General features: G+C 72.6%; 11 protein-coding genes. 2 read left to right on the top strand and 9 right to left on the bottom strand.

Annotated elements, in window-relative coordinates; genetic code table 11:
• Nucleotides 1–161: 161 nt before the first annotated feature.
• The 9 genes from BTM25_RS02325 to BTM25_RS02285 all read right to left on the bottom strand — a co-directional run bounded on the left by BTM25_RS02325 (nt 162) and on the right by BTM25_RS02285 (nt 9,245).
• Nucleotides 162–1,151, bottom strand: coding sequence for an NAD(P)-dependent oxidoreductase (locus BTM25_RS02325; RefSeq protein WP_103561101.1), 990 nt, complete (start codon nt 1,149–1,151; stop codon nt 162–164).
• A 20-nt stretch (nt 1,152–1,171) separates the two neighbouring features.
• Nucleotides 1,172–1,996, bottom strand: a complete 825-nt coding sequence (locus BTM25_RS02320; protein ID WP_146058928.1) for a hypothetical protein — start codon at nt 1,994–1,996, stop codon at nt 1,172–1,174.
• Nucleotides 1,997–2,131: 135 nt separating this feature from the next.
• A complete protein-coding gene (locus BTM25_RS02315) occupies nt 2,132–3,694 on the bottom strand; it encodes a Zn-dependent exopeptidase M28 (RefSeq protein ID WP_146058927.1) in 1,563 nt (520 codons plus the stop codon).
• A 9-nt stretch (nt 3,695–3,703) separates the two neighbouring features.
• Nucleotides 3,704–4,516, bottom strand: coding sequence for an SGNH/GDSL hydrolase family protein (locus tag BTM25_RS02310; RefSeq protein ID WP_235828070.1), 813 nt, complete (start codon nt 4,514–4,516; stop codon nt 3,704–3,706).
• Between the two features lie 89 nt (nt 4,517–4,605).
• Nucleotides 4,606–5,115 (bottom strand): PadR family transcriptional regulator, encoded by a 510-nt coding sequence (locus BTM25_RS02305; RefSeq protein WP_103561098.1) that lies wholly within the window; start codon nt 5,113–5,115, stop codon nt 4,606–4,608.
• A gap of 28 nt (nt 5,116–5,143) precedes the next feature.
• Complete coding sequence (locus BTM25_RS02300) at nt 5,144–6,355, bottom strand: NADH:flavin oxidoreductase/NADH oxidase family protein (RefSeq protein WP_103561097.1); 1,212 nt, start codon at nt 6,353–6,355, stop codon at nt 5,144–5,146.
• A gap of 12 nt (nt 6,356–6,367) precedes the next feature.
• Nucleotides 6,368–7,090 (bottom strand): acetoacetate decarboxylase family protein, encoded by a 723-nt coding sequence (locus tag BTM25_RS02295; RefSeq protein ID WP_103561096.1) that lies wholly within the window; start codon nt 7,088–7,090, stop codon nt 6,368–6,370.
• Entirely contained in the window at nt 7,087–7,887 is an 801-nt protein-coding gene (locus BTM25_RS02290) for an SDR family NAD(P)-dependent oxidoreductase (protein WP_103561095.1), read from the bottom strand. Before BTM25_RS02290 ends, BTM25_RS02295 begins: the two co-directional genes overlap by 4 nt.
• Nucleotides 7,884–9,245 (bottom strand): flavin-containing monooxygenase, encoded by a 1,362-nt coding sequence (locus BTM25_RS02285; RefSeq protein WP_103561094.1) that lies wholly within the window; start codon nt 9,243–9,245, stop codon nt 7,884–7,886. Before BTM25_RS02285 ends, BTM25_RS02290 begins: the two co-directional genes overlap by 4 nt.
• 194 nt (nt 9,246–9,439) lie before the next feature.
• Between BTM25_RS02285 and BTM25_RS02280 the strand changes: the two genes are divergently transcribed.
• Together BTM25_RS02280 and BTM25_RS02275 are read left to right on the top strand one after the other, a co-directional pair.
• Entirely contained in the window at nt 9,440–10,105 is a 666-nt protein-coding gene (locus BTM25_RS02280) for a TetR/AcrR family transcriptional regulator (protein WP_103561093.1), read from the top strand.
• Between the two features lie 132 nt (nt 10,106–10,237).
• Complete coding sequence (locus tag BTM25_RS02275; protein WP_103561092.1) at nt 10,238–11,680, top strand: glycoside hydrolase; 1,443 nt, start codon at nt 10,238–10,240, stop codon at nt 11,678–11,680.
• Nucleotides 11,681–12,039 lie beyond the last annotated feature (359 nt).

The raw sequence follows: 12,039 nt of genomic DNA, 5'->3' as shown, positions 1-12,039 counted from the left end.
TTGACGACGCGGTCGATGGGCTCGCCCTCGGAGGTCGGCGGCGCCTGGCAGGGCGGAGCCCGTTGACGACATGGGAGACGGGCTCGCTTCTGAAGGTCGGCGGCGCGTGGCGATAGGCCCGCGCCCGTGGACGACGTGCTCGCTGGGCTCGTCCCTGGAGGTCAGCGGCGCGTGATGACGGGGCCGAGGCCGTTGACGACGTGGTCGACGGGCTCGCCCCGGACGGCGGCCTGAACGTTGTCGGCGACCGTTTGGATGATCGCGAGCTGCGCCTGCACGGTGCCGCCCGCGACGTGCGGGGACACGAGCACGTTGTCGTGGGTGCGGAGTTTCGCGTCCTGCGGCGGGGGCTCGTGCTCGAAGACGTCGAGCGCGGCGCCGGCCAGGGAGCCGTCGTCCAGGGCCGCGAGCAGGGCGTTCTCGTCCACGATGCCGCCGCGCGCGACGTTGACGAGCAGCGCGCCGTGCTTCATGCGGCCGATGCGCGCGGCGTCGAACAGCCCGGCCGTCTCCCCGGTCAGCGGCAGCGCGAGGACGACGATGTCGGACTCGGCGAGCAGGTCGTCCAGCGGACGGTACTCGGCGCGTGCGTTCTCGCGTCGCGTGCGCGACCAGTAGGCAACGGGCGCACCGAGCGCGGCGAACAGGTCGGCGGCCAGCGCGCCGATCGCGCCGTGGCCGACGACGCCGACGCGCTGCGCGTGGATCTCGCGGGTGCCCCGGGCGAGCAGTTCGCCCTGCGGCCAGCCGCCCGCCCGCACCTGCCGGTCAGCCCAGGCGAGGTGGCGGCAGAGCGCGAACGCGGCGCCGACGGCCCACTCGGCGACGGCGCGGCTGTTGGCGCCCGCCGTGTTCGCCACGGGGACGCCCGCCCGCGTGAGCGCGTCGAGGTCGACGCCGTCCACGCCGACCTGCGGCATCTGGACGAACGCGAGCCGCCGCGCGTGCGCGACCGCCGCCGCGTCCAGCGCCAGCTCGCCGGTGTAGTCGCCGACGACGATCTCGGCGTCCTCGATCGCCCGGTGCAGCGCGGCCGTCGTCCGCGCCTCGGGGACGACTAGCTCCGCCGCGCCGCCGAGCGGGTCGGTGAGCCCGCGCAGCAGGCTCACGTCCAGCGGCGGCAGGGCCAGGACGCGCCATTGATCCGTCATGCCCGGATCCTACGCACCGGTCACCACCCGCCCTGGAAGAAGGCCAGCAGCCCCGGCGCCGGGTCCGCCGCGTTGCCCGTGTTCGCGACGGCGACGACGACCAGGGCGAGCGCCGCGAGCACCGAGAGACCCCCGGACGCGCCCAGCACGCCCCGTCCGCGCCGTCCGGCCGACCGCGCGAACGCCCGCCCCAGCACGACGCCGACCGCGAGGAGGACGACCGCGACGACGGCCGCGATCACCGCCATGACCAGGTGGTACCGGGCGAAGTCGCCGACCATCGCGTCGAGCGGCGGGGTGCGGCCGTCCGGCGCGCCCGCGAGCTGGCTCCGTACCTGGTCGAGCGTGCCGGCGAGCCGAGGGTCGTGGCCGCCGTCCGGGAGCATGGGGAGCAGGGACGCGAACGGCGCCGCCGCGCCCTGGACATTGGCCATCACCGCGACGAGGGCGAACGCCGCGAACATGCCGAGGGAAAGGCCCGTCGTGGCGAGAACGCCGCGCCGTCCGGTGCCGTCCGCCCGGAGGTACGCCGTCCAGACGAGCCGGCCGAGCGCGAGCAGCACGATCAACAGCATCGCGGCGAACGCGCCCTTGGCCACGTGGTAGCGGAACCAGTAATCGACGACCCGTTCCAGGTCGGGCGACAAGTCCCGGCCGCCCGCGTCCCAGTACCCGGTGAACGCCGCCCGCAGCGCGGCGGAGAGATCGGACTGGCTTCCGAACTCACCGCCCGCCACCACTCCCGGAGCGACGACGAACGCACCGGCCAGCACGGCCGCGAGCACGCCGAGGAGCCCGAGCACACGACGGGGAACAGGCGCCGACGGCGCCGGGACAGCGAACATGAGACCTGCCTTCAACGAGCCGGAACGACCGGGACCCGAGCCGTTCCCTCCCGAGCATCGCGCCCGCCGGGGCCGCTTCGCATCGCCCGCGAGGTTGACGGTGGGTCATCCGCCGAGCTGACCCCGCCGCGCGGGCTAGACCAGAAGGCCGATGCAGCGGAGCAGGTCCTTGAGCGTGGCCGGGTCGTCGATGCGGCGTTTGTCCATCTCCGTCCGGGGGACGCGGGCCAGTTCGAGGACGGCGTCGGTGAACGCGACGGCCTGGCGGCGGATCGCGCGGGTGTCCACGAAACGCATTGTCGGCATCCCGGCGTTCAGCAGATACGCGGGGCCGCTGATGAACTGGAGCGACGGCAGGCCCGCGATCCGCCACATGCCCTCGCCGTCCCCCGGCCACCAGAACCCGCTCGGCGACTCGTTGCGCGTGTCGGGCAGGAACGGCCGCATGACGCGCGCGTCGCCCATGCCCGACCGCAGGTGCGCGCGGGTCGCCGCGCCGATCACGGCGGGGTGCGGGGACGTGAAGCAGATCGCCGTCTCGTATCCGGAACCGATCTGGAACCGTCCGTCCGGGCCGGGCAGCCACGGCCGCGCGCCGAGGTGCTCCAGGCTCATCCCGGCCACGGTCCGCGCGACGAGCCCGTCCTTGTGATGGCGCAGGAACGTGTCCGTACCGATCGTCCCGGCCATATGCCCGGTACTCAGCACGACCAGCACGGACCTGGGGAGTTCGGCGCGCGGTATACGGGCGAGGTACTGCGCCATCGCGAGGATCGCTTCGGGGCCGTTCTCCTCCAGCCCGTTGGTGCCGTCGGTGTGCGACTGGACCATGACCAGTTCGTCGGACGCGCCGGGAATGATCCCGTACAGGTTCGGCGTCGTGATCTGCTCGACCGCCGCCTCCAGCCGCAGCCGCACGCTCGCGCCGTCCCGCGCCGCCGCCGCGAGCCGCGCCCCGGCGTCGCCGTCGACGATCAGCGACGGGATGCCCCTGTTGATCCCGTCGTAGGGCAGGTACTGGCCGCGCGCGACCTCGGCGGGCAGGTCCAGGACGACGACCAGCCCGACCGCCCCGGCGGCCTTGTGGTCGTCCATCGCCCGGACGGCCGACATCCCGCCGAACCACGGACGGTCGTACACGTCCAGCGGGTTGTAGCCCGGCGCGTGCCGCGGCCTGCCGGGGGCGTTCCAGTCGATCAGGTCCAGCAGCAGGTACGGGAGCTGCGGCGGACGCACCGTGACCAGCCCGATCGTGCCGCGCTCGGGCTCGGTCGACAGCGGCGCGGTCACGCCGTCCGGCCCGGTGCTCCCCGAATACGGGACGTACCAGGAGACGTCGACGGCGCCCCGGCCGACGACGTCCAGCCCCCAGCCGGACGGCTCCCAGCGCGCCAGCGGCACCGGATCCGTCCGGACCCCCCGGATCCCGACCTGTTCCATCCGCTCGGCGAGCCGGTCCACGTACGCGTGGTGCGCGCGGCCGCCGGTGGCGCGCAGGCCGATGGCGTCCACGGCCTCCTGCCAGGCGTGGATCTGCTCCCACGGCAGGAACTGGGCGTCGGCGACGCGGAGCGCGGCGTCCCCGGTCAGCGGGGCGTCCGGCCAGGTCGCGGCGCGGGCGGACGGGGCGAGCCAGGTCCCGGCCAGCGCCGCCGCGCCGCCGGCCAGCACGTGCCGTCGCCTGAACGTTCTCGGCATCTCGACCCCCTAGAGGACCGCGCGGAAGGCGCCGGCCATGCGGCGGTAGCCCTCGGTCGTGGCGTGGCCGTCGTTGTCGGTGCACTGGGACGTCCAGGCGCAGATCCGCGCGACGTTGACCGGGATGCTCCCGTACGGGTCGAGCGTCACCTTGGCCCCGAAGTCGTGGGTCTGGAACGTCTCGTTGACGTCGGCGACGCGGAAGCCGGCCACCGCCGCGGCGGCGCGCTGGACGAAGTTGAAGGCGTCCAGCAGCGGCACGGACGCCAGCGCGGTGAGCTGGTCGCCCTTGACCCAGGACGCCAGCCCCGGGTCGTAGTAGGTCATGGACGCGTAGCGCGGCGCGTCCCCGCCCGCCTCCTTCAGCCTGCTCGTGATGGACGGCAGCTCGGTGAGGAGCGCGGCCGTCCCGCGCAGCCCGCACGCGAGGTCACCGCCCAGCAGGCAGGCGGTGTTGTTGACGCCGACGCTGAGGGTCACGTACCGCACCCGTCCGGGGTGCGCTTTGAGGAACGCGAGCGCCGCGTTGAGCTGGGAACCCTCGGGGTACTCGCAGATCCCGCCCTGGATCATCGTGGTGGTGGTCTCGCCCGCGCAGCCGAGCTTCACCAGCTTCAGCTCGGGCTGATCGGCCCGCAGCGCGGCGTGCAGGACGTCGACGTAGCCTTCGTCGGTCGGGCCCTTCCCGTGCTGGAATCCGACCGCGCCCGAATCGCCGAGCGCCAGGTAATAGGTGGGTTCGGTGGCGGCGCGGGCGGGCATGGTCCCGGACGCCGCCAGCACGGCCAGGCTGATCAGGAGTGAGACACAGGCACGACGCATGGGACGCTCCCCGGCTCTCGAATAGTCCATTTCGGACTATCGTCACCGTAGAGACGGCCGGTGGCACCGTCAAGGCCTCCGGGGGGCCGTCAGGAAGGCTCCTGCTCCAAGGCGTCCTGCCAGAGCCCGACCATCATCCGCTCGTACCGGATCCCGAACTCCAGCGCGTGCCGCTGCCCCGGCGTCAACTGGTCGCCGACCAGACGGGCCAGCTCCTCGTACTCGGCGAGCGTCCTGGAATGCGCCGCGACCTGCGTGGGCGCGTGTTCCCGGGGACTTCCGCCGAGCCACATCTTCAAGATGCCGCGCTCGCGCGCCTCGACCGGCGTCACGACGGTGTCGGCCAGCCATTCGCGCAACGCGTCCCGTCCGGCGTCGGTCAGCCGCATGACGCGCCGCTGCCGCCCCTTCCCCTCCTGCTCCTGCTCCAGCAGCCCGGCCTCGACCAGCCGGTCGCACACCGCGTACACCTGCGCGTGCGGAACCTGCCAGAACGGCGCCACCGTGCGCCCGGCCTCCACCTTCACGTCGTACGGACTGGCCGACCCCAGCAGGTTGACGACACCGAGCACCAGAAAGGCCGAGGGAGTGAGGTTCACACCCCCGAAGATAACGCCGCCCGCCGGCTCACGACCCTGATGCGGGGCCGGCCTGGGTGAGGGCGGCGGCGGTGACGCGGCCCATGCCGCGGACGACGGAGAACGGGCCGGGCGCGAGCCGGGGGGCCGATCCGGCGGCGATGCGGTGGAACTGGGCGTTGTGCCAGGCCAGCTCCAGGTAGGAGTCGGCGGGCCGGTAACCGGTGCGGGGCGCGGCGGGGAGGGCCGGGACGTCCTCTCCGGCCAGGAGGCGCCGGGGGATGTCGGGGTGGAAGGCCAGCGGACGGCCCAGCCCGATGACGTCGACGGTCCCGACGCTCAGCAGCTCGTTCATCGCGGCGCGCGTCCGGATGCCGCCGGTGAGCATGATCGGCATGGTCGTCCGGCCGGTGAGCTGACGGGCGTACTCCAGGAAGTAGGCGTCCCGGTGGCCGACGCCTTCGACGAGCCCGGTCATCGCCGGGGACTGGTAGTCGCCGCCGGACACCTCCAGCAGGTCGATCCCCTCGTCGGCGAGCGCGAGCGCCACGTGGAGGGACTCCTCCTGGGTGAGGCCGCCGCGATGGAAGTCGGCGGCGTTGAGCTTGACGCCGACCGGGACGCCGGGCCCGACGGAGGCGCGGACGGCGCGGACCACGTCCAGCAGCAGGCGGCGGCGGTTGGAGGGCTCGCCCCCGTAGGCGTCGGTGCGGCGGTTGGCCGCCGGGCTCAGGAACTGCGACAGCAGGTAGCCGTGCGCGGCGTGGATCTGCACGCCGTCGAACCCGGCGGCGACGGCGAGTTCGGCGGTCCGGGCGAACCGCCCGACGATCTCGGTGATCTCGGCGCCGGTGAGGGCGCGCGGCCGGCGCAGGTTGTAGCCGGGGACCGGGAGCCGGACCGCGGACGGAGCGACGGGCCGGCGCGACAGGGGCGCCACGGCGGCCCGGCCCGGATGGTTGATCTGCATCCAGACCGCGGCGCCGTGCGCGTGCACGGCGTCGGCCCAGGCGCGGTGGGCGGGCAGGTGGCGCGGGTCCTCCAGGACGGCGTTGCGCGGCTCGGTGAACGCCGCGGAGCTGATCATGACGTTGCCGGTGATGAGCAGGCCGGCGCCGCCTCGGGACCAGGTCGCGTACAGGCGGTTCAGCCCGGGGGTGGGCGAGCCGTGCCGGTCGGCGAGCTGTTCGCTCATGGCGGCCTTGGCGATCCGGTTGCGCAGGACCGCGCCGCACGGCAGGGTCAGCGGCTGGTGGAGCATCACGGGGCCTCCTTACAGAACACGGGTGGACAGGGTGCGCAGCGTGTGGAACGGGCTGACCGGACGGATCGGGATCGGGGGCCGTCCGACGGTGAGGTCGACGCGGTGCAGGCGTCCGAGCAGCACGGAGCCGACGCCCATCCGGCGCAGCTCGTCGCCGATCGTCAGGTCGATGGCGGCGTGGCGGGTCTCGATCGGCCGCTCGCCCGGGGTGAAGGCGACGACGCGCGGGAACGCGGCGCCGAGCAGGCCGGTGACGTTGCGGTGCGGTCGCCCGATGATGGGCGGCGCGTCGGGGTCGGTGCCGCCGAGGTCGGCGGTCATGCGGACCGCGTCCGCGCCGCGTCGCGCGGCGTGCGCCGTGATGCGGTTGTCCCGGTGGTCCCAGGTGATCTCGGCGAGGCGTTTCGGATAGCCGGTGGCCTCCCGGCCGAGGATGAGGGCCCGGTCGTCGTCGACCAGCATCCAGGGGCAGTGGACGCCCGTGCGCCCTCTGCTCCCCGGCCCGGTCCTGACGTGGACGAACAGCCCGGCCTCGCGGTAGGGGCCGGTGTAGGTCTGGTCGGGGAAGTAGGCGGTGAACAGCTCGGCACGGTAGGGGGCGGCCAGCCGCAGGGTGCGCGGCAGGAACCGCCGCATGGCCTTGGGGTCGATCTCGACGGTGGCGGCCAGGTAGTGCGCGTCGCGGTACGGGGGACGGCCGTGCGGACGGACCAGGCTACTGACCGGGTTCATGTGAGGGCTCCGATGACCTTGGTGAGGACGGGCAGCAGGACCGCGCGGGGCGTGTACCGTCCGCCGACGGTCCCGGCGACGGCGAACGCCCCCGGCACGGCCCGGCGGCGTCCGCGTTCCATCGCGGTGAGGGCCTGGCCGGCAGCCTGTTCGGCGCTCACCCAGACGAATCCCGGCGCCCTCCGCTCGAACTCGGGGACGTCGGCGACGGCGGTGAACCCGGTGCGGACCGGGCCCGGCGCCAGCAGCGTGCAGGTGACGCCGGTGCCGCGCAGCTCGGCGTGCAGCGCCTCGGCGAAGGTGTTGACGAACGCCTTGGACGCCGAGTAGGTCGCGGCCCCGGGCATCGGCTGGTGCCCGGCTGTCGAGCCGGTGACCAGGACCGCGCCCGAGCCGCGCGCCACCATGCCCGGCAGCACGGCGGCGGTCAGCTCGTGGACGGCGACGACGTTCACCTCCACCTCCTCCCGCTCGCGGGCCGCGTCCAGGGCGGAGAACCCGCCGAAGGTGGCGAATCCGGCGTTGTTGCAGAGCACCGAGATCGTCCGGTCCGCCAGTTCCCCGCACAGGGCGCGGCGGTCCCGGACGTCGGCCAGATCGCAGCCGCGCACCTCGACCTCGACCGCGCGGTCCCGGCGCAGCCGTCCGGCCAGTTCCTCCATCCGGTCGACGCGGCGGGCGACGAGGATCAGCGCGTGGCCGCGGGCCGCCAGCCCTTCCGCGAGGGCGGCGCCGATTCCGGACGAGGCGCCGGTGACCACGGCACGGGCGGCGGGGTGGGGACGGGGCAGGCTCATGACTCGAACTCCTGGTTCGTGGAACGCGGGTTCCCCGCGCTGGTCGGGAACGCGGCCGGTGTCCGGGGCGACGGTCCGGCGCCGCCGGGTCGCCGCGTCCGGGCCGACACGCGGCCGAGCCGGCGGCGCAGCCGGCGGATTCCGGCGAGCAGTTCGGCGTTGCCGGCGAGGATCGAGCCGTCGGCCCGGCCGCGCTGGCCGAGGAAGTCCGACAGCGGACGGCCGAGCGGTTCCTGGGCGCGGACCGCCTCGGCCAGCAGCCGCGATCCGCGGGTGATCATCCGTCCGGCGCCCGAGCGCGGCGCGACCAGCCCGAAGACGTACAGGTTCGCCAGGCCGGGCACGAGGACGTGTTCGATCAGCAGCGGCTGGCCGTCCTCCCACACGAACGTGGAGTCGTCCAGGAAGGGGAAGGCCGTGTGGAAGCCGGTCGCCCACACGATCGTGTCGTAGTCCGAGCGCGACCCGTCGGCGAAGCGCACGGTGGAACCGTCGAAGCCGCTGATCTCCGGTCGCGGGGTGACCTTGCCGTGCCGCAGCGCGTACAGCAGGGCCGTGGAGACGGTGACGTCCTTGCTGAACAGCTTGTGGTCGGGGTGGGGCAGCCCGTACTGCCGGTACAGGCCCTGGGACATCAGCAGCGCGGCCTTCATCGCGACGCGCTGGACGGGAATCGGAACGTTGATCCGGTCCAGCTCGGAGGACGGGATCCCGAAGACGGTCTTGGGCAGGAACCAGTAGCCGCGGCGCATCGACACGTCGGCGTGCCCGAAGGTCGCGGCGGCCTCCACCGCCATGTCGCTGCCGGAGTTGCCCGGCCCGACCACGAGCACGCGCGGTCCGGGGCCGAAGTCGGCGGGGCGTTTGTAGTCCTTGGAGTGGATCTGGTGTCCGGTGAACGTGCCCGGATAACTGGGGATGTTCTTCTTCCAGTAGTGGCCGTTGCAGACGACCACCCCCCGGTAGTGCCGGACCTCGCCGTCGGCGGTCTCGACCCGCCAGCCGGTCAGTCCGCGCGGATCCAGCGGGGCGCAGGAGACCACCTCGGCGTTGAGGACGATGCGTTCGCGCAGCCCGAAACGGTCGACGTAGTCGTTCAGGTAGGCCAGCATCTGCGCGGCGCTCGGGAAGTCGGGGTAGTGGCCGGGCATCGGGTGGTCGGCGTACTGCGTGGACCGGCGCGAGGAGATCAGGTGGGCGGAGTCGTAGACGCCGTGCGCCCAGTTGCCGCCGATGTGATCGGTGGCCTCCAACTGGTCGTAGTCGATGCCCGCGTCGGTGAACGCCTTGGCCACGCCGTTGCCGACGTACCCCGCACCGATGATGCAGTAGCGGTGTCGTGTGCTCGGTGTTGTCATCGTGGTCGCCTCTCGGCAGGGGCGGGGGTCGGCGGACCCTCTTGATGACCAATTGGTCATAATTGCTACACCACTGAAGCTTCAGTCATGTAGCAATCTGGGTCAAGGGGGAGGCGGAGTGACCGCCGTCACGCGTGCGCGGGTCCGGTGTCCCTGGTCAGCGAGCGGAGTGCGAAAAGCTAGACTTCCGGGACATGCCACCTCGACGGCCTGCGGAGCGGCGCCCCTACGCGCCCCGGATGTCCCCCGAGGAACGCCGCGAGCAGCTTCTGGACGCGGCGCTGCTCCTGATCAACGAGGGCGGCGTCAAGGCCGTGACCGTGGACGCGGTCGCGCGGACCGCCGAGGTCACCCGTCCCGTGGTCTACGGCCAGTTCGAGGACGCCGACGACATCCTGCGCGCCCTGCTCGACCGGGAGGCCGCCGCCGCGCTGCGCGAGTTCGAGGCCAGCCTGCCGCCGGAGCCGGGCAGCGGGGACCCGGGCCGGGTCGCGGCCCGGTCGCTGCGCGTCCTGCTGACCGCCATCGCGCAGAACCCGCGACGCTGGCACGCCATCCTGCTGCCGGTCGGCATCAGCCCCGCCCCGGTCCAGCGCCGGCACCGCCGGATCCGGGCGTTCGTCCTGGAGCGCGTCACCGCGTTCAGCGCCTGGGGCATCGAGCAGCGGGGCCTGGACCTGGACCCGGAGCTCCTCGCGCACAACCTGCTGTGCTGGGTCGAGGAGTGCGGACGCCTGATCCTCACCGAACCCGACGCCTACCCTCCCGAGCGTCTCGTCGCCTTCAGCGAGCAGATGATCGCCCTGTTCTTCGGCGGCCCCGCCGGCGAAGCGGGTCGCGACGAGCCGGAAGCCACCTGAGCGCGAGCCCTGCCCCAGGCCGACGCCCGGCGGTCCAAGCTTCGGCAGGGACGCGCAAAGCCCGCGCCGAACGGCCGATGCGATGAGTCGCGGACGACTACACCAAGGATTCGGACGAACAGGAGCTTGATCATGTCCGAACGTGTGGTCGATCCTTGCTCTGGAACGTTCCCGTGGGAGGGCTGGGGCGCCTGCCTGTCCTGGTGGGCGGGCACCGAACTCGGCCGGCGGGACGACCTCGCCCGCGCGCTGTTCGGCCGCGGCCGGACGCGCGTGCGGCTCGCCGACCAGGACGTCACGCTCCCCGGGCTGGGCCTCACGGTCGTCCGGTACGACCTCGGCGCCTGCACCTGGCCGCGCCCCGGCGACGGCCCGGCGCGGATGATCGAATCGCCCCGGATCGTGCGGCGCAAACAGATCGAGGGCTACTGGCGCGGCACGGACTGGGACTGGGCCGCCGATGCGAACCAGCGGAGCATGCTGCTGAAGTCCCGCGACCTGGGCGCGGACCACTTCGAGATGTTCTCGGTGTCGCCGCCGTGGTGGATGACCGTGAACGGGAACCCGTCCGGAGCCGAACGTCCCGACCAGGACAACCTGGCCCCGCCGCACCGCGAGACGTTCGCGCGGTACATCGCCGCCGTCACACGGCACGCCCGCGACCACTGGGGCGTGCGCTTCGGATCGGTGGAGCCGTTCAACGAGCCGTCCCTGCTGGCGTGGCACGCGAGCCAGAACCAGGAGGGCTGCCACTTCACCGTCGACGCACAGGCGGCGGTCCTCACTCCGCTGCGCCGCGCACTGGACGAACGGGGCCTGGGCGACGTACGGATCTCCGCGTCCGACGAATGCTTCTACTCACAGGCGACGAACACCTGGCGCGGCCTCCCCGCGGACGTCCGCCGAATGGTCGGGCGCGTCAACGTCCACGGCTACGAACGCGACGACGAGTCCGCCGGCCGCGCGGCACTGCGCACCGCGGTAGGCGCGACGACCCCCATCTGGCAGAGCGAGTACTGCGACGGCGAACCCAGCGGACTGAAGACCGCACTGAACATCGGCCGCGACCTGCGGAGCCTGCACCCCCGCGCCTGGGTCTACTGGCAACCGGTCGACGGGTCCGGCTGGGGACTGCTCACCGGCGCCTACGACGACACGACCCCGCATCCGAACGGCGGCGCACCGGGATCGCTCCGCGCCACCGTCACCGGAGTCAACCCCAAGTACTACGTCCTCGCCCAGTACACACGCCACATCAGACCCGGAATGCGCATCCTCGACGCCGGCCGTCGCGACACCGTCGCCGCCTACGACGACGCCGCCGACCGCCTGACGCTGATCACAACGAACGCCGGCCCCGCTCGCACCGTGACCTACGACCTGCGCCGCTTCTCCAGAGCAGCGGGCCACGGCGACGACCACGCCGTCCGCGTATGGGTCACCGACGCGACCGACGACCGTCCCGCCCGCACCTACGCACGCGACCACGACGCCCGGCTGGACGGCCGCACGTTCCCGATGACCCACGCACCGGACACGGTCACAACAATGGAAGTCGACAACGTAAAACCCTGACAACGCCTTCGACGGCGCCGGTCCGCGTGCTCGCCTCGGTGGTGATCATGTGCGGACCGCCCTCAATTTCGGCTGCTATAAGTGCCGATGTGTCGGTGGACGGCGCTTGGCGATCGTTCCACGCCAATCATTTGACTTGGCGTTACCGGCATTGTCAGGCCATGTGTGGGCGGCGTAGGGTGTGATCATTCACGGTGCATTGGATTCAGATTTAGCGCGAGACGTGACCGCGGGCGATGTCGTTCGCGAATGGGCTCATCGAAGCCCGAATAATTTCGGCGCATCCGAATCGAAGGTCGGCCATGGGAATGAGTGACATCCCCGCGCGACGGGTGATCGTTCAAGGCTTCTCAACGTAC

It is taken from the genome of Actinomadura rubteroloni (assembly GCF_002911665.1).
Lineage (GTDB): Bacteria > Actinomycetota > Actinomycetes > Streptosporangiales > Streptosporangiaceae > Spirillospora > Spirillospora rubteroloni.
The sequence above is the reverse complement of the archived record's forward strand: the minus strand, read 5'-3'. Positions and strand labels throughout refer to the sequence as shown.

Bases quoted from the DNA above. Each gene is read 5' to 3' on its own strand.
- BTM25_RS02325 (WP_103561101.1), bottom strand. From the start codon at position 1,151: ATGACGGATCAATGGCGCGTCCTGGCCCTGCCGCCGCTGGACGTGAGC.
- BTM25_RS02320 (WP_146058928.1), bottom strand. From the start codon at position 1,996: ATGTTCGCTGTCCCGGCGCCGTCGGCGCCTGTTCCCCGTCGTGTGCTC.
- BTM25_RS02315 (WP_146058927.1), bottom strand. From the start codon at position 3,694: ATGCCGAGAACGTTCAGGCGACGGCACGTGCTGGCCGGCGGCGCGGCG.
- BTM25_RS02310 (WP_235828070.1), bottom strand. From the start codon at position 4,516: ATGCGTCGTGCCTGTGTCTCACTCCTGATCAGCCTGGCCGTGCTGGCG.
- BTM25_RS02300 (WP_103561097.1), bottom strand. From the start codon at position 6,355: ATGCTCCACCAGCCGCTGACCCTGCCGTGCGGCGCGGTCCTGCGCAAC.
- BTM25_RS02295 (WP_103561096.1), bottom strand. From the start codon at position 7,090: ATGAACCCGGTCAGTAGCCTGGTCCGTCCGCACGGCCGTCCCCCGTAC.
- BTM25_RS02290 (WP_103561095.1), bottom strand. From the start codon at position 7,887: ATGAGCCTGCCCCGTCCCCACCCCGCCGCCCGTGCCGTGGTCACCGGC.
- BTM25_RS02285 (WP_103561094.1), bottom strand. From the start codon at position 9,245: ATGACAACACCGAGCACACGACACCGCTACTGCATCATCGGTGCGGGG.
- BTM25_RS02280 (WP_103561093.1), top strand. From the start codon at position 9,440: ATGCCACCTCGACGGCCTGCGGAGCGGCGCCCCTACGCGCCCCGGATG.
- BTM25_RS02275 (WP_103561092.1), top strand. From the start codon at position 10,238: ATGTCCGAACGTGTGGTCGATCCTTGCTCTGGAACGTTCCCGTGGGAG.